We start from the raw sequence: 22,328 nt of genomic DNA on the forward strand, positions 1-22,328 counted from the left end.
GAGGTGGGACCGGTGACCGACGCGCGGGCCGAGTCCGTCGTGGCCCCCCTGGTCGCAACCCGGGTCGGGCCGCACGTCCTGATCGCCGACGGGACGGAGGCGTCCCGGGAGCGCGGGTTCCTGTCCAGCCTGGGCTCGTCGGGTCCGCCGGTCGCCATGCTGGTCGGGACCGCCTACCGCAGGCCGGGACTCGCGGGGGAGCTCCTCCGGCTGCTGCACGAGGTCGTGACCGGCCCCGCGGGCGCCGACGGCGAGCTGTGGCTGGCCGTCACCGACATCGCCGCCCTGGGTGCCAGGCTGCAGCAGGTCACCGACGCCACCGGTGTCGCGCTCGTCGCCCCGTCGGGGGCCATGCGGTTCTCCGTCGGGTCCGGCATCCTCACCGGTCCCACGGTCGGCGGGACGGGCTGGGTGCGCTTCGCACCGGGATCACCACCGCAGGCACACGGCACGCGCTTCCCGCGCCCGGACTGGGAGGGGGCGCTCCCCGACGAGCCCGCGGTCGTCGGGGGAGCGGCCGTCGAGCCGGTCCCGGGCGGGCTCGCGGTCCGCGGCCTGCCCGCCCCGGAGGAGGGCACCGAGAACGACGACGTGGCGCTGCGTGCCGTTCTCGACCGTCGCTTCGTGCAGCTGCTCGTCGGCGGCACCGGCCCTGTCCCGACGCCGGAGGCGATCGCCGGCGCCGCGCGCACGATCACCTCCGGGTGCCCCGTGCTGGTCGCGCCGCTCACCCCCGCCGTGCTCACCGACGGGTTCCCGGCGGCGATCGGCGAGGCGATCGGCGCGGACTTCGCCCTGGGCACCGGTGTCGCACTGCGGACGGCGTCGGGGGTGGAGACCTTCGTCGTCGAACCCGGGCGGGAGACCCGGATGCGTCCGTTCCCGACGGTGCTGCGCCAGCGCTCCGACGGGGGGCAGGACGTGCTGTCGGTGGGCCTCCCCCCGGCCGGGTGGGACGCACGGGGGTGCAGTTACGTCCGCGACGACGTCGTCGCCACCGTCGTCCCGTCGGGCCTGGTCCTCGGCGCCGGGGAGGCCGGGCCGGTGCCGCCCGACCCGTACGACCCGGCGGTCTGGACCCTCCACCTCGGCCACGACGGCGAGCCCGTCGGGGCCGCGCTCCTCGCCGCCGCCCGCTCGCTCGTCGACTCCCTCGACGACGAGCGCCGTGCCCGTCACCGGGTCCGGCTCCGCGGGGTCTGGGCCACCCCGGAGGACGCCGAGCGCGCCGTGTCGCTCGGGCTGCTGCCCCGGCCGGCCCCGGCGAGCTGGGACACCACCGTGCCGGACCTGCGGGTCGAGTCGGCGGTGCCCGCGGTGCCGGTCCCGGCCGTCGCGGAACCGCCGACCCCCGGCGAGAATCCGGCCGTCGACGACGCACCGGAGCCGGGGGACACCGCTGACGGCCCGACCGGCGGTGCGGTCCCGCCACCGGACGCCGACGTCACCCCGCCGGGACCGGCCGCCGACGCCGGGCCGGTCGGCCCCGTCACCGGGGACCACGGCCCCGGGAACACGGACCCCGCGGCCACCACGGGGGCCGCGGACGCGGGTCCGCCGCTCGTCGTCGACGACCGGCCCAGCACGGGCAAGGAACGCGAACGGTTCGTCGCCGCCGCCGGGGACCTGTACACCGAGGCCCTCGCGACGGTGAACGCAGCGCTGGCCTCCTGGCCGTCGCTGCGCACCGGGGACACGTCCGGGGTGAAGACCGACCTGGCCGCGGTGTGCCTGCACCTCGGCGACGGCGAGCGTGGCGGCGGCCCGGTCAACGAGGGCGTCCGGTCCGGCGGCCGCGACCTGCCCGAGGGGCAGCTGGCCTGTCTGGTCTCCGGGCTGCGTCGCCTCCCGACGCACCGTCGCCCGGTGCTGCGTCAGGGTCGGGCGCCGGAACCGCCGCCGGACCACACCGTAGTGGGCGGGACACTCGCCGAGCCGGGTTTCCTCAGCGCGGCCGGCGAGCTCGACGTCACCGTCCCCGACGCCGGCTACGACGTCCTGATCTGGCCCATGACGGCCCGCCGCACGAGCGAGCTCGTCGCGGGCCGCCCCGTCGCGGAGGTCGTCTTCCCGGCCGGTACCCGGTTCCGGACGATCGGGGTGCGGGACGCGCCCGCGCCCGAGGACGTCGACGGCGGGCCGGTGGCACCGCGCCTCGCCCTGCTCGTCCGGGAGCTCGGCGCCGACGAGGGCGAGGGCTCCGGCGGGCTCGGCGAACGCGACCAGGCGGCACTGGCCAGGCTGGAACGGGCCCTGGAGCGGCGACGCCGGATGGTGCTGCGGACGGTGGAGGACCCGGACGTCGTCCGGCGCCTCACCGTCCCGCTCCTCACGGTCGACGCGGGCGCGACCGGCGACTCGGCCGCCGCGTCGTGAGACGGGCGAGGTCCCGCGCCGCCGGCCGGGCCGTGGCGCTCGGTGCGGCCGCGCTCGTCACGCTGCTGACGGCCGCCCCACCGGCCCTCGCCGCCCCGGCGGTCCCGCCGGGCTGTCTGCCCCCGCCGACGGTGACCGAACCGACGCTGCCCTGGGCACAACGCCAGCTCGCGCCGCAGCGCGTGTGGCCGGTGACCCGGGGTGCGGGGGTGGTCGTCGCCGTCGTCGACACCGGCGTCGACGCCCGGACCCCGCAGCTCGCGGGCGCGCACGTGCTCCCGGGTGCCGACGTGGTGTCGCCCGGCCCGGCGGACAGCGACTGCTACGGCCACGGGACCTTCGTCGGCGGCATCATCGCCGCGCAGCCGGTCGAGGGCAGCGGGTTCGCCGGGATCGCCCCCGACGCGACCCTGCTGCCGATCCGGGTCACGGTCCCGGACGCGGACGGCGACGCCGGCCGGGTGACCGCCGCGTCCCTGACCGCGGGCATCCGCCGCGCCGTGGACGAGGGCGCCCGCGTGATCAACGTGTCGGCCAGCACCAGCATCCCGGACGCCGGGCTCGCCGAGGCGGTGGCGCACGCCGCCGCCCGCGACGTCGTCGTGGTCGCCTCGGCCGCCAACGGGGCGCGCACGGGTGATCCCGTCACCTACCCGGCCTCCTACCCGACGGTGATCGCGGTCGGTGCCGTCGACGCCGAGGGCGGGCGCGCCGACTTCTCCCAGACCGGCCCGTACCTGTCGCTGGTCGGCCCGGGCAGCGACGTCGTCAGCATCGGCCCGGGCGGGCCGGGCCACTGGCAGGGCAGCGGCACCAGCTACGCGGCGCCGTTCGTGGCGGGTACCGCCGCACTGGTCCGCGCCTACCGGCCCGACCTGCGGGCCGACCAGGTCAAGCACCGGCTGGAGGCGACCGCGACGCACCCCGCGGTCCCGCTCCCCGACCCGGCACTCGGCTGGGGCACCGTGAACCCGGTCGACGCCGTCACCGCGGTGCTGCCCGAGGAGGGGACGGGGCGGGAGGCCGCCGTCGTCGCCCCGCCGGTCCGTGCACCCGATCCGGTCGCCCCGTCGTGGGGGCCGCTGACGGCGGTGCTCAGCGTGCTCGCCGCCGCCGGCACGGCCGCGGTGGTCGTGCTGCTGGTCCGGCTGGGCCCGGCCGGGCACCGTCGCGGGTGGTCCCCGCCCCGGCGGGTCGAGATCCGCGGGCCCACCCCGGCCGAGGCGGTCGCGGGTGCTGCGACGGACGACGGCGGTGTGCCGGAGCGGCCCTCCGGCATCCGGGCCGGATGAACCGGTCCCGGCCCGTGCCGGAGCGGCGGTCAGTGGAGGGCGGCGTCCAGGTCCCGCGGCAGCGACCGGGCCGGGGCGGCCAGCCCGGTGAGCGCGGCGGGGGAGAGCAGCTCGTCGACCCGCGTGGCGTCGAGCAGCCCCCGGGCCACCGCGATGTCGCCGACCGGGCGTCCGGTGGCCAGCGACTCCTTCGCGATCTCCGCACTCGTGGCGTACCCCAGCGCGGGGGACAGCGCCGTGACGATCCCGACCGACCCGCGCACGCCCTGCTCCAGGTGCTCACGGTTCGCGGTGATCCCGTCGACGCAGCGGTCCGCCAGCGTCCGCGCCGCGGCCTCCAGGTGCGAGGTCGACCGCATCAGCCCGTAGACGATGATCGGTTCGAAGGCGTTGAGCTGGAGCTGCCCGGCCTCGGCGGCCATGGTGACGGTCAGGTCGTTGCCGATGACCTCGAACGCCACCTGGTTGACCATCTCGGGGATGACCGGGTTGACCTTCCCCGGCATGATCGACGACCCGGCCTGGGCCGGCGGCAGGTTGATCTCGGCGAACCCGACCGACGGGCCCGACGAGGTCAGGCGCAGGTCGTTGCAGACCTTGGACAGCTTCACCGCGACCCGCTTCAGGACGCCGGAGACCTGCACGAACGCCCCGCAGTCCTGGGTCGCCTCGATGGGGTCGCCCGCCGGGACGACCTCCTCGCCGGTGATGTCGCGCAGGTGCGCGCAGGCCACCCGGGCGTAGTCGGGGTGGCCGTTGATGCCGGTCCCGATCGCCGTGCCGCCGAGGTTGCTCTCGCACAGCAGGGCGGCCGCCTCACGCAGCCGCGCACAGTCCTCGCGCAGCATCGTGGTGTAGGTGTGGAACTCCTGGCCCAGCGTCATCGGGACCGCGTCCTGGAGCTGGGTGCGCCCCATCTTGACGACGTCGTGGAACTCCTCGGACTTGCGCGCGAACGCCGCGGCGAGGTGTTCCAGACCGGCGACCAGCTCGTGCAGGTGGGTCAGGATGCAGAGCCGGATCGCCGTCGGATAGACGTCGTTGGTCGACTGGCCCAGGTTGACGTGCGTCAGCGGGTCCAGCTCGGCGTAGTCGCCCCGGGCGTGCCCGAGCAGCTCCAGGGCCCGGTTCGCGACGACCTCGTTGGCGTTCATGTTGGTCGAGGTCCCCGCCCCGCCCTGGATCGGGTCGATCGGGAACTGGTCGGCCAGTGCGCCCGCGCGCAGCTCCCGGCAGGCCGCGACGATCGCGTCGGCCCGGCGCCCGTCCAGCCGCCCGAGGTCCCGGTTGGCCAGGGCGGCCGCCTCCTTCACCGCGGCCAGGGCCTGCACCAGCCGGGGGAAACCACCGACCGTCTCGCCGGTCACGGCGAAGTTGGCGACCGCCCGTGCGGTGTGCACCCCCCAGTAGGCGTCCGCGGGCACCTCGACCGTGCCGAGGGAATCCCCCTCCGTACGCGTCATCGCGTTCATGGCTGCTCCCCACTCTTGACAACGGCTGCCAGACTACTCAATGTTGGATGCGAAGCGCAAAGCTCAGAGTGCAATATACTGCACGCAAACAACAGCGAGGAGTCACAATGGCCGTGTCCCCGACGCCGTCGACGCCCCAGGAACCACCGCAGCCCCGTGCCGGCCGCGGCTCCGTGGCCGCGCGCGTGCACTGGCGGTTCTGGCGCTACCCGATCGGTGTCCAGTCGCTGATCGCGGTCGCCCTCGGAGCGGCGATCGGCTGGGCGTTCCCCGTCGTCGGCGAGGGGTTGAAGATCCTCGGTGACGCGTTCCTGAACGCGGTCCAGATGGTCGTCGTCCCCCTGGTGTTCCCGCTGATCGTGCTGGGCATCTCGCGGATGGAGTCGGTCAAGAAGGTCGGCCGCATCGCCGGCAAGTCGATCCTCTACTTCGAGATCGTCACCACGGTCATCCTGCTGCTCGCGGTCGGCCTGGCGAAGGCGTTCGACCTCGGCGTCGGCGCCCCTACCTCGGGTGGCGACGCGGCCGCGGTGGGCAACCTCCAGCAGGGCGTGGACTTCCACGAGCTGCTCCTGCACGCGATCCCCAAGAACGTGTTCCAGGCGTTCGCCGAGGGCAACCTGCTCGGCGTCATCGTGTTCGCGACGCTGGTGGGCATCGCACTGGCCGCGCTCGGGGAGAAGGGACAGCCGGTCAACGACGTCCTCGACTCCTTCGCCGGGGCCATGTTCAAGGTCGTCGGCTACGTCATCGCGTTCGCGCCGCTGGGCGTGCTCGGGTTCATCGCCTACGACGTCGCGCACTACGGCTTCGGCAACCTGGTGAGCCTGCTCGGCTTCGTGGGCGTGGTCTACCTGGGGCTGATCCTCGTCCTCGGTGTCGTCTTCCCGGTCATCGCGGCGATCTACGGCGTCCGCTACGTCGCGATGCTGCGCTCGATCGGCGACCTGGCCGGGCTGGCGTTCGTCACCCGCAGCTCGGAGGCGGTGCTGGCGCCGCTGCTGGGCCGGCTCGAGAAGTTCGGGGTGAGCCGCTCGACCTCGTCGTTCGTGGTCCCGCTGGGCTACTCCTTCAACACCGACGGGTCGGTGCTCTACCAGGCCGTCGCCCTCGTGTTCATCGCGAACGCCTTCGGTCTCGACACCTCCTGGGGCAGCCTGCTGCTGATGGTCGGCGTGCTCGTCGTGCTGTCGAAGGGCATGGCCGGGGTCGCCTCCGCGTCGGTGGTCGTGCTGCTCGCCGCGAGCACGACGATCGGGCTGCCGCCCGAGGGCGTGGCGCTCCTGCTGGGCGTCGACTTCATCGTCGACATGGCCCGTACCGGGGTGAACGTCGTCGGCAACTCGCTGGCCGCCGCCGTCATCGACAAGTCGGAGATCCGGGGCGCCCGCCGCCGCGGTGAGCCGCTGCCCGCCGACCTCGACGCGGCCGCCGCGGCCGACGCCGACCCGGCCGACGGGTCCCCGGGGGTCGCTGCCGGCGGACCCGCACCGTCGGCACCGGCCGGGGCCGACGAAGGGCGCCCGTCGCCGGTCACGGCGGACCGTGCGGGGGCACCCGCCCCGGACGAGCGGGTCGACGCGACCCAGGGGGCGCAGCGCTGATGATCGCCCCGGAACGCGCCCCGCGCGCGACCGGGCCGGGGACCGCCCCGGCTCCGGTCGCGGCGCGGGGCCCGGCCGGGCCCGGCGCGCCGGACGTCCCGGTGATCGGGATCCTGGGCGGCATGGGCCCCGCGGCCACCGCGGACTTCTACACCAAGCTCGTGGACGCGACCCCCGCGTCGCGGGACCAGGAGCACCGTCGGGTCGTCATCTGGTCCGACCCGACGGTGCCCGACCGGACCGAGAGCCTGCAGGGGCGTGGCCCCGACCCGCTGCCCTGGCTGCGCGCGGGTGCGGAGAAGCTGCAGGAGGCAGGCGCGACGCACATCGCCATCCCCTGCAACACCGCCCACGCGTTCGTGCCGGCGCTGCTGCAGTACGTCGACGTCCCGGTCGTCCACATGATCGACGAGGTCGCCCGGTCCCTCGCCGGCGCGGCGCCACCCGTCCGGTGCGCGGGCCTGCTCGCGACCGACGGGACCGTCGGGACCGGGCTCTACCAGGACTGGCTGCACCGCAGGGGGGTCGAGGTGATCGTGCCCGACGCCCGCGACCAGCGGGCCGTGATGACGGCGATCCTGTCGATCAAGGCCGGTCGTCGCGGTGCGGCCGAGACCGCGGCCCTGGCCGCGGTCGCCGACCGGCTCGCCCGGGCCGGTGCGGAGGCGGTCGTGGCCGGGTGCACGGAGATCCCGCTGTGCCTGGCCACGACCGACGTCACGGTGCCGCTGCTGGACCCGGCACGGATCCTGGCCCGGGCGATGGTGGCGCTGACGGCACCGATTTAACGTGCCGTTGATATACTGTGTGCTGCATGCAGATCGTTCCCGTCCCGCGTCGCCTGCTCAGTGACGAGGTGTTCGCGCGGCTGCGCGACGCCATCGTCCACTTCGAGCTGGCGCCGGGGGAGAAGGTCCGCGACACCGAGCTCGCCGAGCGGTTCGGCCTGAGCCGGACCCCGGTGCGGGAGGCGCTCAACCGGTTGGCGGACACCGGGCTGGTCGAGGCCAAGCCCGGTGTCTACACCCGCATCACCCCGCTGGACCGGACCGACGCCGAGCGCGCGCTGGCGGTGCTGAGGTCGCTGGACACCCTGGCCGTCGGCACGGCGGTACCCCGGATGACCGCGGCCGACCTCGAGGAGATGCGTGCGGCCAACCGCGACTTCGAGCGCGCGGTGGACACCGACGACACCGACGCCGCCCTCGACGCCGACGACCGCTTCCACGGCGTGCCGCTGCGCGTCGCGGACAACCCGACGCTGACCCGGATCGTCGAGCAGCTGCACCCGCAGATCCACCGGATCCTCTACCGGAAGTTCTCCACGCTGCTGGGCGGCCGGAACACCATCGAGCACCACGACGCGTTCGTGGACCTCTGCGCCTCCGGCGACGGCGCGGCCGCCGCGGCCTCGTCGGGGCAGCACTGGGAGCGGCTCGGCGGCCACATCACGGAGCTGTTCGCGACCAACCAGCTCGGCTGACCCGGGTGCCGGCGCGGTACCCGCCACGCCGGCACCGTGCCGGTCACCCGCCGTCGGTGCGGGGTGTCTGCACCAGGCGCACCGACCGCCTGCGGTCGACGAACTGACCCCGCCCGGGCGGCAGGGTGCGCGGCCGCACCGTCCCCAGGAAGCGCCCCTCCTCGCGCGGGCAGGACAGCAGCAGCGCGGGCGAACCCAGCTCCCACATCCGCCGGATCCCGGCGTTCATCATCGACCGCGACGCGCCACCGGTGCTGCGGGCGATCACCAGGTGCAGGCCGATGTCGGCGCCCTGGGCGAGCAGCGGCACCAGCGGCTCGAGCGCGCCGGCGCCCATCCCGCCCTCCATCAGCTCGAAGTCGTCGACCAGCACGTAGTAGCGCGGGCCGGTCCACCAGTCCCGGCGCGGCAGCCGGTCCGGGGTGATGTCCGGTCCGGGGACCCGGGCCCGCAGCGTCTCCCCGACCGTCCGCAGCGCCGTGGTCAGGGCGTCGACGCCGACCGAGTAGTCCTGCTGGTACTCCTGCCCCACCGCGTCGTAGAGCTCGCGGCGCACGTCGCCGAACACGATCCGGACGTCGTCGGGGGTGTGGTGGGCGGCGACGCTGCGCGCGATGTGGCGCAGCAGACCCGTCTTCCCGGTCTCGGTGTCGCCGTAGACCAGCAGGTGCGGGCTGGTGTCGAGGTCCCACCACTGCACGCCGAGCCGGGTCTCCTCGACGCCCAGCGCCATCCGCATCTCGGCGGTGGCGCTGACCGCCGTCGGTGCGGGCAGGTCCGCGGGCGCGAGCCGCCCGGGCAGCAGCCGTACCGGCGGGGCGACCGGTGCCCGGGGCGTGGTGAGGGCCTCGGTGAGCTCGACGGTCGCCTCGGACAGGTCGTCCGTGGCACCGGACCCGTCGATACGGGGCAGCGCGGCCAGGAAGTGCAGGCGGTCGCGGGTGAGACCGCGCCCCGGCCGTCCCTCCGGGACGGTCGCCGCCACCCGGCTCCCGACCTCGGAGTCGACCGGGTCACCCAGACGCAGCTCGAAGCGCGTGCCGAGGACGTCGCGCAGCCAGGGGCGCATCTCCGCCCACCGGTTGGAGGCGATGATCAGGTGGATGCCGAAGCCGAGCCCGCGCGCGGCCAGCTCCTGGAACCGCTCCTCCAGCTCGTCGTAGTCCTGACGGACCGTGTACCAGCCGTCGACGACGAGCATGACGTCGCCGTAGGGGTCCTCGTCGAGGAAGCGGCCAGCGCGCCGGGCCCGCCGGTAGGTCGCCATGGAGTCGATGTTGTGCTCGGCGAACAGGGCCTCCCGCCGGGCCAGCAGGTTGGTCACCTCCAGCACCGTGCGGGTGACCCGGTCCCGGTCGAGCCGGTTCGCGACCGAGCCCATGTGCGGCAGCCCGGACAGCGACGACAGCGTGCCGCCGAAGTCGAGGCAGTAGAACTGCACCTGCGCGGCGGAGTGGGTCAGCGCCAGCGACGAGATCACCGTGCGCAGCAGGGTGGACTTGCCGGTCTGCGGCCCGCCGACGACGCCGACGTTGCCGCCGGCCCCGGACAGGTCGGCGGTCAGCAGCTCGCGCCGCTGCTGGGCCGGCAGGTCGATCAGCCCGACCGGGGCGCGCAGGGTGCCCGAGTCCAGGGCGCCGACGGCGCGCAGCCCCAGCTCCGGGTCGTCGACCAGCGGGGGGAGCAGCTGGTCCAGCGCGACCGGGACGACGAGCGGCGGCAGCCACACCTGGTGGGCCCGTGGCCCGATCCCGGTCAGCCGCCCCAGCAGCACGTCGATCATGGCGCGGGTCTCGGTGGGCTCCTCGGGCTCCGGTTCGTCGGCCTCCGGGAGGGCCGGCGGCGGGAGGTACTCGGTGCCGAAGGCCACCACCTGCTGCTCGACGTCGTCGCGGCGCCGGCGCCGCCGGGCCGGGCGGTAGGTCGCCGAGGAGTAGGCGCCCTTGAACCGCAGCAGGGTCTGGGTGTCCGGACGCAGGTAGCCGTTGCCGGGTGCGGAGGGCAGCTCGTAGGCGTCCGGGACACCGATGATGCTGCGGCTGTCCCCGGCGGAGAAGGTGCGCAGGCCGATCCGGTAGGACAGGTGCGTCTCGACCTTGGAGATCCTTCCCTCGTCGAGGCGCTGGCTGGCCAGCAGCAGGTGCACCCCGAGGCTGCGGCCCAGCCGTCCGATCATGGCGAACACGTCGACGAACTCCGGCTTGGAGGACAGCATCTCGCTGAACTCGTCGACGACGACGAGCAGCGCGGGCATCGGCTCCAGCGGCGCCCCGGCGGCGCGGGCGGCCTCGTAGTCGCGACGCGAGGCGTACTCGAACCGGCGCAGGTGCTCCTGGCGGCGGTTCAGCTCACCGGTCAGCGCGTCCTGCATCCGGTCGACGAGCTCCAGCTCGTCCTCCAGGTTCGTGATCACCGCGGAGGTGTGGGGCAGCGCGTCGAACCCGAGGAACGCGGCACCGCCCTTGAAGTCGACGAGCACGAAGTTGAGGTCCTCGGAGGTGTGCGTCGTCGCCAGTGCGAGCACCAGCGTCCGCAGCAGCTCGGACTTGCCCGACCCGGTCGCGCCGATGCACATGCCGTGCGGGCCCATGCCGTCCTCGGCGGACTCCTTGAGGTCCAGCTCGAGCGGTGCCCCGGCGGCGGAGATGCCGATCGGCACCCGCAGCCGTCGCTTGGCGCCCGCCCGGCCGCTGCGGTAGCGGACCGGGTCGAAGGTCCGGACGTCGCCGAGCCCGAGCAGCGCGGCGAGGTCGTAGTCCGAGGCCAGCGGCTCCTCGGTCGTCCCGGTCGCGGTCCCGATCCGGAACCGGGCCACGGTGCGGGCCAGCGCCGCGGCCCCGGCCGGTCCCAGCCGGTCCGGGCGGCAGAGCGGCCGCGGCCGCGGGCGGCCCAGCCGGTCGAAGACCACGGTGCGGACCTCGTCCGGGTCGACCTCCAGGAACAGCGCGTCGGCGCGCTGGGTCCACGGCAGCGAGCCGCCGACGTCCAGGAGCACCGTGTTGCGGTAGCCCTCCAGCACGCAGCGGTGCTCCGGGTGCACGCCGACCCCGTCGAGGACCAGCACGACCAGCGGCTCGGTCGCGGTGACCGGGGACCCCGCCTCGAACCGCGGGCGGCCGGCGAACGCCGGACCGCCGAGCAGGTCCTCCGCCTCGGCCAGGCTGTCGGTCACGATCCGCCGCGCACCGGCGGCGTCGGGGGCGTCGGGGTCCTGGCCGTGCGGCAGCCACTTGCACCAGTCCCAGCGGTGCCGGTTCTCGTCGCTGCAGGCCACCGCGACCCGCAGGTCGGCGGGTCCGTGCGCGGTGACGAGCTGGGCCAGCATCGCGCGGGCCAGGCCGAGGACGGCCTCGTCGTCGCCGGTCATCTGGATCTGGGCGAACCCGCGGACGTAGACGGCGATCGGGGCGTTGGGGACGGTCGAGTAGGCGCGCAGGAAGCGGCGGAGCGCGTGCGCCGACAGCGGTTCCAGGTCCTCCACGGGCTTGGTCTCCGGCGGCTTGAGCGCCAGCGACGAGCGCCGGGTCCCCAGCCCGATCCGGATCTCGCCGAAGTCGTCGTGCGAGGGACGGCGCTCCCACAGCCGGTAGCCCAGCGCGATCGACCACAGCGAGCGCGGATCGGGGTGCAGCCACTTCGCGGCCGTCTGCTGGGCGGCCAGCGAGCGGCGGACCCGGCCACGCAGCTGGGTGAGGTAGCGGACGTAGTCGCGGCGCAGCCCGTGCAGCTTCTGCTTGTGGTTGACGGAGTTGCGCAGCAACCCGACCAGCATCATGCCCATGGCGGAGAGCACCATCAGGCCGCCGCCGACGTAGATCAGCGGACCGCCGCCGGGGCGGACGAACATCATCACCATGGCCAGCGAGCCGAGACCCATCGGCGCGTACATGAGCGCCGAGCTCATGCCCCCGCCCGACTCCTCGGGAACCGCGGGCGGCTCCTGGATCTCGACGGTCTCGTCGGGCACGGGGGGCTTCTGACGGCGCGCCCGTCGGGCGAACAGTTCGGTGCTCACGCGCTTCCCCTTCGTGGGTGATCTCCCCTGGAAAGCCCGGGCGGGGCCGCGGCGCCGCACGTGTGCGTGGGGGCGGACCTAGCGTTCCGGGCGGTTCGCGGTGGTCGACACCCTGGCAGGAGAGGACCCGAGGAACCGTGACGCAAGAGCAGATCCAGCATCGCACACGCAGCTCGGCCCGGCTACGTTTCGTCCTCGGTGAGAAGTCCGCGGACATCACGGTGCCGGCCGAGGTCCCGCTCGCCGACCTGCTGCCCGCGGTGCTGCCGCACTTCGGTGGCGAGGCGATCGAGCAGGGCGCCGAGCATGAGGGCTGGGTCCTGCAACGGCTGGGTGACCCGCCGTTCGACGAGGAACGCACGACCGGCGAGCTGGGCCTGCGCGACGGGGAGGTGGTGCACGTCCGGCCACGGGCCGACGGGCTGGCCCCCATCGACTACGACGACGTCGTGGACGGCGTGGGCGAGCAGGTCCGCACCCATCCCTGGTCGTGGAACGACAGCCGGACCCGGGCGATGCTCAGACTCCTGGCGGCACTCGCCCTGCTGACCGGGGTCCCGCTGGTCCTGCAGGTCACCGTCCCGGCGCTGGCGCTCGCGCTGGCCGGGGCCATCGCGGTGGTACTGCTGGGAGCGGCGGGGCTGGTCGCGCGCAGTGGCGTCGGGACGGTGCCCGCGGCCGGGCTGGCGGGCGTCGCCGTCTGCTACGCCGCCACCGCCGGTGTGCTGCTGATCCGCCTCATCGAGCCGGGCGCGCCGGTGATGACCGTGGTCGCCTGCGCGGCCGCGCTGGGCCTGATGGCGCTCGCCATCGGGACGGCGCTCGTCGCGGACGGCGCGCTGCTGTTCGTCGGGGCCGCGACGGCGGGCCTGGTCACGGCCGCGGCGGGCCTGGCCGGGGCGCTGGGCGGGGTGTCCGCGCCCAAGGCCGCGGCGATCGCGGTGGTGCTGTCGCTGGTGGCCGGGGTGTTCGTCCCCTCCACCGCCTTCCGGCTGTCCGGCCTGCAGCTGCCGCTGCTGCCCGGGGAGCCCGAGCAGCTCTCCGACGACGTCGAGCCGGTGCCCTACGCGCTCGTCGTCGAGCGGGGGACCGCGACGGTCGGGTACACCGCGGCCCTGCACGTCGGGCTGGGGGCGGCGCAGCTCGTGCTGCTGCCCCTGGTGCTCGTCGAGGCCACCGTCTGGGCGGTGGTGTTCGTGCTCGTCGTCGCGGCGCTGATGGCGCTGCGCGCACGGCACCTGGACTCCGTGGTGGCCCGGTGGGCGGTGCTCGCACCGGTGGTCACCGCGCTGGTGGTGTGCGCGGTCGGGGTCGCCCCGGTCCTGTCGCCGACCGCGCGGGTGCTGGGGCTGTGGCTGCCGGTGCTCGCCGCGGGCGCCCTGCTCGCCGTGGCGGCCGAGCGGCTGCCCGGCCACCGTCTGCGGCCGTACTGGGGGCGGGCCGTCGAGATCGTCGAGTCGCTGACGGCGGTCGCGGTGCTCCCGCTGCTGCTGCAGGTGCTGGGCGTGTTCGCCTGGATGCGCGGACTGGCGGGCTGAGCAGGTGCAGTCGCGTCGGGACCAGGTCCAGGCCTACTTCTACGTCGTCGGGCGGATGACCTCCGCGGTCACCCACGGACGGCCGGACGTCGTCCGCCCGCCGGGGCGGCGGCTCAGCACCGGGTTCGCCATCGGGGTGCTGGTCGCCGCGGTCCTCTGCGCCGGGTTCGGCGTGTACGGGCTGTTCAAGCCGGGTGGGAACACCTCGTGGCGGACGGCGGGCGCGATCGTCACGGAGAAGACCTCCGGGGCCCGGTTCGTCTACCTGAACGGGACGCTGCACCCGGTGCTCAATCTGGCCTCGGCACGGCTGGCGACCGGGTCGACCGCGGCACCGACGTCGGTGTCGGCGGCGTCGCTGGCCGGGACCCCGGTGGGGGCGCCGATCGGCATCCCCGACGCGCCGGACTCGGTGCCCGCCGCGGCGTCGCTGAACCGGTCCCCGTGGACGGTGTGCGCGAGCCCGCCGGCCGCGGGCACGGTCGGACCGCCGACGCTGTCGCTGCTGCTCGGCGCCCCGGCCGGTCCCGAGCCGGCGGACGACGAGGGGCTGCTCGTCGCCACCCCCGACGGCCAGGAGAGCCTGGTCTGGCAGGGCCGGCGCTACCGGCTCGGCGGGGCGGGCGTCGCCGCCGCCCTCGGCTACGACGACGTCGCCCCGGCACCCGTGCAGCCCGGCTGGCTGGCCGCGGTCCCGGCCGGACCGGACCTGGGCGTCCCGGCGGTGGGCACCCCCGGCGCGCCGGGGCCCACCATCGCCGGGAAGCCCAGCCGGGTCGGGCAGGTGTACCAGGTCAGCAACCCCGCGCTCGCCTCCGACGACCTCTATCTCGTCCGTGCCGACGGCGTCGCCCCGCTCAGCCGCACGATGGCCGCGCTGGCGATGTCGGGTGGCGGCAGCACGGTCCGCGTGGGGCCCGCGGACATCGCGGCGGTGCCGCGGTCGGCCGGCCCGGAGCTGGGTCGTGACCTGCCCCCGGTGCCGCCGCGGCTGGTGGTGACCCATCAGGAGGACGTCCCCTGTGTCCGGGTCGACGTCGCCGATCCCGACGCCCCGGTGCGGATCGGGACGCTGCCGGCGGCGGCCGTCGCGGCGGCCACCGTCCCGGCCGGGACGCACACCCCGGGGCTGCAGGCCGACCGGATCGGCATCCCGGCCGCGTCCGGGGTGCTCGCCCGGGTGGCGGCCGCGCCGGGAGCCGCGCCCGGGGCGGCGTTCCTCGTCACCGACATCGGGGTGCGGTTCCCCGTCGCCGACGACGAGGCGCTGACCGCGCTCGGGATGCAGGGCGGCAGCGCCGTCGCGGTGCCCGAGCAGCTGCTGGAGCTGCTGCCGACGGGCGCGGTGCTCGACCGGGAGCCGGCGTTGCAGACCCGGTCACCGCAGTCGTGACCGCCCGCATGCGACTTGGCGGGGGAAATCCCCACCGATCCGGCGAACGGACGTAAGCCGTTACGTCGTCGGTGATCGGGACCGATTCACTTCAGGCGTCGGGAACCCGATCGACCGAACGCACCAGGAGGCTCGGCCGGACTGGGCCGGGCCCCGACCCGGAGGACGAACATGGCGCTGACCAAGGCGGACATGCCGCGGATCGAATCGACCGCGGCGCAGCACGACGAGACCGGCAACGGCGTACAGCAGCTCATCCGTACCGCCGCGTCCGAGGTCGAGGGTCAGTTCGACCCGACGTCGAGCGAGCTGGCGAAGGCGACCCACGCGGCCTGGCTCGACCTGCAGGAGTTCGGCAAGAAGGCGCAGGCGGACCTGCAGCACATGGGTGAGGCCATGCGCCGGGCCGCCACCGAGAACATGCAGACCGACGTCGAGAGCGCCGGCGGCGTTCCGCAGGCCAACTGAGCCCGACCCCTCTGACCAGGTAAGGAGTCCCTCACATGGACACCATGTTCTACCAGTACGAGCAGATCGAGGAAGCGCTCGCGGCGATGAAGCGCTCGGCGCAGACGCTGCAGGACGAGACCTCGCAGCTGCGCAGCGCGGTGCAGCAGCTGTTCGGCGCGGACTTCGTCGGTGCCTCGGCGGACCAGTACAACACCACCGCCAACGAGCTGCAGCAGCAGCTGCAGGCCAAGAACCAGTACATCGACGACCTGCACCGTCAGGTCATGGACTCGATGGAGCGCATGCGCGCGTCCGACCGCGCGGGCGTCAACGCGTTCTGATGCCCCGGCCGGTGTCGCCCCGACGGGGTGACACCGGCCTTCGGCCGTTGCGGAGAACGGAGCAGGGATGGGCGAGCACACGAAGGTCGACCGGACCGCCATCGACGAGGCGGCGGGCAAGCTCGGCAAGCTGATGGACGACATCAAGGCGTTCACCGATCTCGACCCGCACTGGCCGGACGCGGGCAAGTTCTCCGTGGCCCAGTACGTCGAGCGGCGGGTCGACGACCGGCGCAACGCCGTGATCGACCACGCGAAGCGGCTGAAGACGATCCTGGACGCGATGGAACCCTCGCTGAAGGACGTGTCGAAGCTGCTCACGGACGTCGACTCCGACAGCGCCGCCGCGGTCGGCAAGCGCATCGACCAGCTCCGCGCCGACGCGGACAAGGAGATCGTCGACCGCGCCAACGAGATCGAGCACCAGCAGCACAACTTCACCACCGACGACGAGTCGGAGGCGAGCAACACCTCCGACGGCGACGGGTACGACGACACCCAGGGCCAGATCATCACCGGTGTGCCCAAGGGCGAGGAGGGCGTGGGCAGCGTCCCGCAGGACGAGGTGCTCAACGCCCCCAGCCAGACCGAGGACACCGACCAGGACACCACCGACGAGGAGTTCCTGGACGAGTTCGAGGACGACCGGCCCGACTCCTGAGCCCGGTCGCCGCCCGCGCCGGCTCCACCCTTCCCGAGAGGACACCCAGGACCATGGCCGATCAGACCCGCGTCGACGTCGGCGCCGTCACCGCATCCGCCGACGCCGTCGGTGCCCTGCTGCCCCCGAGCTCCGGCTCCCGGGACCGGCTCGGCGCGGACTGGTCGCCCTCCGGGCCGTTCGCGGCGGCGCAGCAGCTCGACGGGGTGTCCGATGCGCGCGCCCAGGAGCTGCTGAGCTACGTCACCGCGCTCCGCACCGAGCTCGGGGAGTTCGGTGGTTCCCTCGCCGACAGCGCCCGCGACCTGGTCGACACCGACGTCGTCTCCGGCACGCGGGTGATCGACCTGCCCCGCGACGAGGGCCTCGATGCCTGACGCCGACGACTCGGACGCGTTCGGCCTCGCCGGACAGGACACCGCGCCGCCCCCGGCGTTCGACGCCGCGGGTTTCAAGACCTGGACGACGCTGCAGTTCCAGGTCGAGGGCATCGCGCCCCAGGAGGGGCAGTCCAAGCAGGTCGCCGCGTGGAAGAAGTTCGGCGACCAGTTCGAGACCGCGACCGAGCGCCTCCAGTCCATCAACGACGACGTCGCCAAGCTGGTCAAGGAGGTCGACGAGGCACTCGAGGGGCAGGCCGGTACGGCCTTCCAGGACTACGCCAACGGCGTGCTGAAGGAGAGCAAGGCCTTCGCCGCGGTCCTGGCGGACAAGAAGTACGCCGACACCGTCCGCGGGATCGGGACCGACATCGCCACCTTCCGGGACAAGTGGTGGGAGACGGTCGAACAGAGCTGGGAGGACCGTCGCGCGGCCCAGGACAAGGTGCGCGCGAAGGCGGTCTCGGCCGTGTCGCTCGCGGCGGCGGCGGGGGACTCGTCCCTGATCGCCGACGTCGTGCAGACCTACAAGAACGTGGTCCGCCGGATCGAGAACGAGTACGAGGACGAGCTCGTCACGGCACTCCAGAAGCTGCTCGGCGGGCTGGCGGACGACTACTCGACGGCGGCCGGGGACATGGCTGCGCTGGAGATCGTGCGCGGCGAGAAGGCGCGCGGGTCGAAGGAGGCCGTCGCCAAGCTCGACAAGAAGGGTGACGACGACTCCGACGACGACTCCGACGGCTCCGGGTCCGACGACGACGATGACGACTCCGAGGGCTCCGGGTCCGGGGACGACGATGACGACACCGACTCGGACTCGGACTCCGACTCCGACGGGGCCCCGCCCACCGTCGAGGAGCTGGAGCAGCAGATCGAGGACCTCGAGGAACGCGTCGAGGAGCTGGAGACCGGTGGGACCGGCGGCGGCGACGGTGCCGGTGACGGCATCGGTGGTGCCGGTGACGGCCTCGGCGACGACGAGGGCTCGGGTTCCGGCTCGGGTTCCGGTTCCGGTTCCGGCTCGGATGAGGGTTCGGGTTCCGGCGGCAGCGGTGGCGCCCACGGTGGGGGCAACGCCGGTGGCGGCGCCCGCGACAAGGCGCTGGACGACGCCCGGAACGCGGCCGGCCAGGCCATCGACGACCTGGCGGGCGGTGGCGGTACCGGCGGCGGCACCGGCGGTGGCGACCCCGGCTCCGGCTCCGGCGAGACCGGGGGCTCGGGCGGGGGCGTCCCGGCCCCCGAGATCCCCGACCTGTCGACGGGCGGCGAGGACACCGGTGGCTCCGGGGGGTCGACCGCGGACCCGCAGCGCCAGGCAGCGCTCGACCAGGCGAAGAAGGCCGCCGGCGACGCCATCGACGGCCTCCGCGGCGAGACGTCCGACCCCACACGCGACAAGGCGCTCGAGGACGCCAGGAACGCCGCGAACCAGGCGATCGACGATCTGTCGGGCAGCGGCTCCGGCGGCACCGGCGACGGCTCGACGGGCGCGGGCGGAGGTCTGACCGGCTCGCCGGGCGGCGGCTCGCCGGGGTCGGGCTCGGGCTCGGGCGGCGGTGCGAAGTCGCCGGGGTCGGGTGGCGGCAGCGGACCCGGCTCCGAGGGCGCCAAGCGCGACCAGGCGCTGGAGGACGCGAAGAAGGCCGCGAACGAGGCCATCGAGGACCTCCAGGACCCGGTCTCCGAGGGTGGCTCCGGGGACGGCAGCGGTTCCGGGGACGGCAGTGGCTCCGGTGGGGGTCCGGGCTCCGGGGACGAGGGCGGCAACCCCGCGCACGACCAGGCGATGCGGGACGCGAAGGAGGCCGCCGACAAGGCGATCGACGAGCTGCGTACCGACGACCCGGTCCGCAACGACGCCCTCGACCAGGCCAAGGAGGCCGCGAACCAGGCGATCGAGGACCTCGCCGCCGAGGGGGCCGACACGGACGGCACGGCACTGCGGCCCGACGACCGCGGTCTGCTCGACCAGGCGCACGGGGCGGCCAACAAGGCACTCGCCGAGCTGGGCCCGGACGCCACGCCCGAGCAGGCGAGGGCGGCCGTCGAGAAGGCCATCGACGACCTCGGAAACCCCACCGGCGACCCGCACCGCCAGGCGGTACTCGACGAGCTGAAGAAGACCGCGACCGATGCCCTGGGCGACGAGCCGCCCGGTCGCGTCTCGGACGCGATGGACAAGGCCTTCGAGGAGCTCGGCCAGGACGCGGCGGACAAGACCGGCCTCGGGGACGACCCGGGGGCCCGGACCGCGACCGAGGGCGACGGCACCGGCGGTGGGTCGTCGGCGTCCCCGCCGGACCTGCCGTCGGCCGAGGAGCTGATGGGTGAGTCCGGTGGCGCGGGCGGCGGCGCGGACGACGGTGCCGGTGGTGCCGGGGGCGGCCCGGAGGACGGCGCGGGTGGCGGCGGCCCGGTGTCGCCGCCGGACCTGCCGTCGGCCGAGGAGCTGATGGGCGAGTCCGGTGGCGCGGGCGGCGGCGCCGACGACGGTGCCGGTGGCGCCGGCGGCGGCCTCGGCGGTGGTGCCGGTGGCGGCCCGGGTGCGCTCGACCCGAGCCTGGCCCGGTTCGACACCGACGTCGCCGCCGAACGCGGCTTCGGTGTGCCGCCCGGCGGCGTCCCGAACGGGCAGGTGCTCCCCGCGGCCAACGCCGCGGCCGGCGGACCGATGGGCGGCGGTATGCCGATGGGTGGCATGCCGATGGGCGGTGCGGGGATGTCCCCGCAGGGCATGGGACAGGAGCGTGAGCGCGAGCCGCACACCTGGCTGCAGGCCGAGGGCGGGATCTGGGACGAGGACACCGACCATCTCGCCCCCGGTGTGATCGGACGGACCTGACCGTGACCACCCCCGTGCCCCCGGTGGACACCGGGTTCGACGCGATCGTCGCGCAGCTGCTCGCGGCCGACCCCGACGTGCTGTACCGGCGGGCGGACGCCGTCGACGCCGTCGTCGTCGAGCTGGAGACGGCCCGCGACGGGCTGCGCCGCGAGACCCGCCGCGTCCAGGAGGCGATGCTCGGCGCGACCGCGGACGGGTTCGCCGCCGAGTCCGCGTCGAAGGTGGCCGCACTGGAACGGTCGCTGGAGGCCGTCCGGACCTGGCCGCTCGCCCTGCGCGGCGCCGGCGACGAGCTCGGGCGCGCCCGCAGCGCGGCGATGTCGCTGCGCGAGCAGCGCGCCGCCTGGGCCGGTCACCCGCAGGCCGCCGAGGTCGAGGCGACGTTCGCCGCGGCGGCGCGCGCGGAGCTGGCCCGGGTGGAGACGGCCTTCGCCTCGTCGGGCGGTGCGCAGCAGCCGATCGCGGCGGTACCGGGGTCGTCGCCGGCCGGTGGGCCGACGGTGACCGCGGTGTCGACCACCGCGCCGCCGCAGCCGGAGGTGGTCACCGCGGTGCGGCCGGGGTCGGCGGGCCCGACGGCCGGGATCCCGGGGCTGACCGCACCCGGCCCGGAGGCGGCGGGCATCCGCGCGGCCGCGCTCCCGGAGGCACCCGCCCCGGTGACGGACGGGTCGCCCACGGCGCCGGGGGACGCGGCGTTCGCCCCGACGGCGTTCGCGCTCGGTGGCCAGACCCTCGGTGCCCCCGCGGCCGCCCCCTCCGGGACGCTGCAGTCCGCGCCGGTGACCCCCGCGCCGTCGACTGCCGCGCGAGCCACGGCCGTGGCCCCGTCGGGGGTGCTGGGGCGCCCGTCGGACAGCAGCCGGACCGGCACACCGGCGACGGTCACCGCGCCGGTCGGCACCCGGGCCGCCCTCTCCCCGGAGTCGCCCGGGGCCGACCCGGACCGGTCCGCCGATGGCGGTGGAACGCTCCCCGGGGGGCTGGTCGGGATGGCGGCGGGCGGCGTGCTCGGACGCGGTACGACCGAGGGCAGGACCCCGGCCGGGACCGGGCCGTCCCCCGCCACGGAGCGGACGGACGCGACCCGTCGCGGGGCAGGGCGCACCACCGGTCCGGACGCGGTCGGGGCGGTGTCGCTGCCGGAGGTCGAGGCGCTGCAGGCCACCACCTCCGGTGGCGGCCCGTCCACGCCGTCCGACCGGGTCCGCGCGGGTGCGGGCCCGCTGCCGTCGTCGGTGGGCCTGCCGTCCTCGCCGCCCGTGTCGTCGGGCGGACCGGCGGTGCGGGTGCCGACGCTGCCGGTCACCGGTGACGCGGCGGCGATCGCGACGCTGCCGGTCACGACACCCACCCCGGACCCCCGCAGCGCCGGACGCCTCCCGCTGTCCCCGGGCGCCGGGGAGGCGGGGATGCCCGGCGGGGCGCCGATGGGCGGGCCGTTCATGCCGATGGGGGCCGGGATGGCCGCCGGGATGAACCAGAACGACGACCGCGCCCGCGAGACCTCGCTGACCGCTGATCCCAGCAACTGGCAGGACGACGGGGTGCCGGGAGTGCTGGGCCGCAGCTGAGGCCCGGCCTCCACCCCGCCCGACCACACGAGGAGGAGACACCCATGAGCGACGCCACGGACCACGAGGGGTACTACGCCCGGCGGCTCGACGAGGCCTTCGAGCAGGTCGAGCAGGAACGCGCCCGGGTCGGGGAGGTCAGCCGGGTCTGGAAGGAGGAGCAGACGACGGTCGTCGCGAAGGACCGCTCGTTCACCATGACCTTCGACGGCCGTGGCGATCTCGCCGACCTCAGCTTCCACGGCACCCGGTACCGCTCGCTGGCGCCCACCGAGCTCGCGCACCTGATCGTCGGGACGCTGCAGGCGGGTCGGCTGCAGGCACTGGAGCGCACCGCCGCGATCGTGCAGGAGGGCGGTGGCGCGGAGGGGCTGGACCTGGTGGGACTGGCCACCGGGAAGGTCGACCCCTCCGAGATGATCGAGTCGCTGATGGGCTCGATGTTCGCCGAGATGGGCGTCGAGGACCCGACCCGGGGTGAGCGTCGTGGCCGATGAGACCTACGTCGACCTCCCCGGCGTCCGGCGCAACGCCGAGGGGGTGCGCCGCATCCGGAGCGACCTGGCAGGGCCGTTGGAGCGTCTGAACGCGCTCAGCGCGGAGTACGAGGGCTGCTGGGGCACCGACGACATCGGCAAGGCCTTCGGGGAGAAGTACTCCCCGGACTCGACCGAGGCCCGCGCCGGTGTCGGCGAGACGACCGAGGGGCTCGACATCTACGCCGACAACCTCGAGATCTCGGCGGACAACCTGTCGCGGCTCGACGAGGACAACGCCTCCCACGTCCCTCCCGCGTAGCGCACGCCGTCCGTCCCCGCACGACACCAACCCGATCCGGCCGCACCGCCGGGTCCGACCCTCACACGATCGGTGGAACGAGGAAGGAGGGAACCCTGCG

The 22,328-nt window shown here is 74.9% G+C and carries 17 protein-coding genes; 15 read left to right on the forward strand and 2 right to left on the reverse strand.

Annotated elements, in window-relative coordinates; genetic code table 11:
• The first annotated feature begins 12 nt into the window (after nucleotides 1-12).
• Nucleotides 13-2,376, forward strand: a complete 2,364-nt coding sequence (locus KPL57_RS01665) for a hypothetical protein (protein ID WP_226350119.1) — start codon at nucleotides 13-15, stop codon at nucleotides 2,374-2,376.
• A complete protein-coding gene (gene mycP / locus KPL57_RS01670; RefSeq protein WP_226350120.1) occupies nucleotides 2,373-3,668 on the forward strand; it encodes a type VII secretion-associated serine protease mycosin in 1,296 nt (431 codons plus the stop codon). The genes KPL57_RS01665 and mycP overlap by 4 nt, the downstream gene beginning before the upstream one ends.
• Before the next feature lie 29 nt (nucleotides 3,669-3,697).
• On the opposite strand, the gene KPL57_RS01675 is transcribed toward mycP, so the two are convergent.
• A complete protein-coding gene (locus KPL57_RS01675) occupies nucleotides 3,698-5,131 on the reverse strand; it encodes an aspartate ammonia-lyase (RefSeq protein ID WP_226350630.1) in 1,434 nt (477 codons plus the stop codon).
• A gap of 116 nt (nucleotides 5,132-5,247) precedes the next feature.
• Between KPL57_RS01675 and KPL57_RS01680 the strand changes: the two genes are divergently transcribed.
• The 3 genes from KPL57_RS01680 to KPL57_RS01690 are packed head-to-tail and all read left to right on the forward strand — an operon-like array spanning nucleotide 5,248 to nucleotide 8,227.
• On the forward strand, nucleotides 5,248-6,744 hold the full coding sequence (locus tag KPL57_RS01680; RefSeq protein WP_226350121.1) for a dicarboxylate/amino acid:cation symporter: 1,497 nt from the start codon (nucleotides 5,248-5,250) through the stop codon (nucleotides 6,742-6,744).
• Nucleotides 6,744-7,532, forward strand: coding sequence for an aspartate/glutamate racemase family protein (locus KPL57_RS01685; RefSeq protein WP_226350122.1), 789 nt, complete (start codon nucleotides 6,744-6,746; stop codon nucleotides 7,530-7,532). The genes KPL57_RS01680 and KPL57_RS01685 overlap by 1 nt, the downstream gene beginning before the upstream one ends.
• Nucleotides 7,533-7,558: 26 nt before the next feature.
• Nucleotides 7,559-8,227, forward strand: a complete 669-nt coding sequence (locus KPL57_RS01690) for a GntR family transcriptional regulator (RefSeq protein ID WP_226350123.1) — start codon at nucleotides 7,559-7,561, stop codon at nucleotides 8,225-8,227.
• Nucleotides 8,228-8,270: 43 nt separating this feature from the next.
• Here KPL57_RS01690 and eccCa read toward each other — a convergent pair whose 3' ends face one another.
• Nucleotides 8,271-12,242 (reverse strand): type VII secretion protein EccCa, encoded by a 3,972-nt coding sequence (eccCa, locus tag KPL57_RS01695; RefSeq protein ID WP_226350124.1) that lies wholly within the window; start codon nucleotides 12,240-12,242, stop codon nucleotides 8,271-8,273.
• Between the two features lie 137 nt (nucleotides 12,243-12,379).
• On the opposite strand from eccCa, the gene eccD reads away from it, so the two are divergent.
• The 10 genes from eccD to KPL57_RS01745 all read left to right on the forward strand — a co-directional run bounded on the left by eccD (nucleotide 12,380) and on the right by KPL57_RS01745 (nucleotide 22,228).
• Complete coding sequence (eccD, locus tag KPL57_RS01700; RefSeq protein ID WP_226350125.1) at nucleotides 12,380-13,780, forward strand: type VII secretion integral membrane protein EccD; 1,401 nt, start codon at nucleotides 12,380-12,382, stop codon at nucleotides 13,778-13,780.
• 4 nt (nucleotides 13,781-13,784) lie between these two features.
• Nucleotides 13,785-15,173 (forward strand): type VII secretion protein EccB, encoded by a 1,389-nt coding sequence (gene eccB, locus KPL57_RS01705; RefSeq protein ID WP_226350126.1) that lies wholly within the window; start codon nucleotides 13,785-13,787, stop codon nucleotides 15,171-15,173.
• Between the two features lie 171 nt (nucleotides 15,174-15,344).
• Nucleotides 15,345-15,641 (forward strand): type VII secretion target, encoded by a 297-nt coding sequence (locus tag KPL57_RS01710; protein ID WP_226350127.1) that lies wholly within the window; start codon nucleotides 15,345-15,347, stop codon nucleotides 15,639-15,641.
• Nucleotides 15,642-15,676: 35 nt separating this feature from the next.
• Nucleotides 15,677-15,964 (forward strand): WXG100 family type VII secretion target, encoded by a 288-nt coding sequence (locus tag KPL57_RS01715; RefSeq protein ID WP_208823481.1) that lies wholly within the window; start codon nucleotides 15,677-15,679, stop codon nucleotides 15,962-15,964.
• 67 nt (nucleotides 15,965-16,031) lie between these two features.
• Nucleotides 16,032-16,625 carry a hypothetical protein gene (locus KPL57_RS01720; protein WP_226350128.1) on the forward strand — a complete coding sequence of 198 codons (594 nt, stop codon included), beginning with the start codon at nucleotides 16,032-16,034 and terminating at the stop codon, nucleotides 16,623-16,625.
• Nucleotides 16,626-16,678: 53 nt separating this feature from the next.
• The gene (locus KPL57_RS01725) at nucleotides 16,679-17,002 is read left to right on the forward strand and encodes a hypothetical protein (protein WP_226350129.1); all 324 of its coding nucleotides are present in this window, start codon (nucleotides 16,679-16,681) and stop codon (nucleotides 17,000-17,002) included.
• Nucleotides 16,995-19,853 (forward strand): hypothetical protein, encoded by a 2,859-nt coding sequence (locus KPL57_RS01730; protein WP_226350659.1) that lies wholly within the window; start codon nucleotides 16,995-16,997, stop codon nucleotides 19,851-19,853. Before KPL57_RS01725 ends, KPL57_RS01730 begins: the two co-directional genes overlap by 8 nt.
• A gap of 2 nt (nucleotides 19,854-19,855) precedes the next feature.
• Entirely contained in the window at nucleotides 19,856-21,430 is a 1,575-nt protein-coding gene (locus KPL57_RS01735) for a hypothetical protein (RefSeq protein WP_226350130.1), read from the forward strand.
• A 44-nt stretch (nucleotides 21,431-21,474) separates the two neighbouring features.
• Nucleotides 21,475-21,927 (forward strand): YbaB/EbfC family DNA-binding protein, encoded by a 453-nt coding sequence (locus KPL57_RS01740; RefSeq protein WP_226350131.1) that lies wholly within the window; start codon nucleotides 21,475-21,477, stop codon nucleotides 21,925-21,927.
• A complete protein-coding gene (locus KPL57_RS01745) occupies nucleotides 21,917-22,228 on the forward strand; it encodes a WXG100 family type VII secretion target (RefSeq protein ID WP_226350132.1) in 312 nt (103 codons plus the stop codon). Before KPL57_RS01740 ends, KPL57_RS01745 begins: the two co-directional genes overlap by 11 nt.
• The last annotated feature ends 100 nt before the right edge of the window (nucleotides 22,229-22,328 follow it).

The sequence above is a fragment of the Pseudonocardia sp. ICBG601 genome (assembly GCF_020496245.1).

Excerpts from the sequence above, each read along its gene's own strand:
- KPL57_RS01675 (WP_226350630.1), bottom strand. The coding sequence starts at position 5,131 with ATGACGCGTACGGAGGGGGATTCCCTCGGCACGGTCGAGGTGCCCGCG.
- KPL57_RS01680 (WP_226350121.1), top strand. The coding sequence starts at position 5,248 with ATGGCCGTGTCCCCGACGCCGTCGACGCCCCAGGAACCACCGCAGCCC.
- KPL57_RS01685 (WP_226350122.1), top strand. The coding sequence starts at position 6,744 with ATGATCGCCCCGGAACGCGCCCCGCGCGCGACCGGGCCGGGGACCGCC.
- KPL57_RS01690 (WP_226350123.1), top strand. The coding sequence starts at position 7,559 with ATGCAGATCGTTCCCGTCCCGCGTCGCCTGCTCAGTGACGAGGTGTTC.
- KPL57_RS01710 (WP_226350127.1), top strand. The coding sequence starts at position 15,345 with ATGGCGCTGACCAAGGCGGACATGCCGCGGATCGAATCGACCGCGGCG.
- KPL57_RS01715 (WP_208823481.1), top strand. The coding sequence starts at position 15,677 with ATGGACACCATGTTCTACCAGTACGAGCAGATCGAGGAAGCGCTCGCG.
- KPL57_RS01720 (WP_226350128.1), top strand. The coding sequence starts at position 16,032 with ATGGGCGAGCACACGAAGGTCGACCGGACCGCCATCGACGAGGCGGCG.
- KPL57_RS01725 (WP_226350129.1), top strand. The coding sequence starts at position 16,679 with ATGGCCGATCAGACCCGCGTCGACGTCGGCGCCGTCACCGCATCCGCC.
- KPL57_RS01730 (WP_226350659.1), top strand. The coding sequence starts at position 16,995 with ATGCCTGACGCCGACGACTCGGACGCGTTCGGCCTCGCCGGACAGGAC.
- KPL57_RS01740 (WP_226350131.1), top strand. The coding sequence starts at position 21,475 with ATGAGCGACGCCACGGACCACGAGGGGTACTACGCCCGGCGGCTCGAC.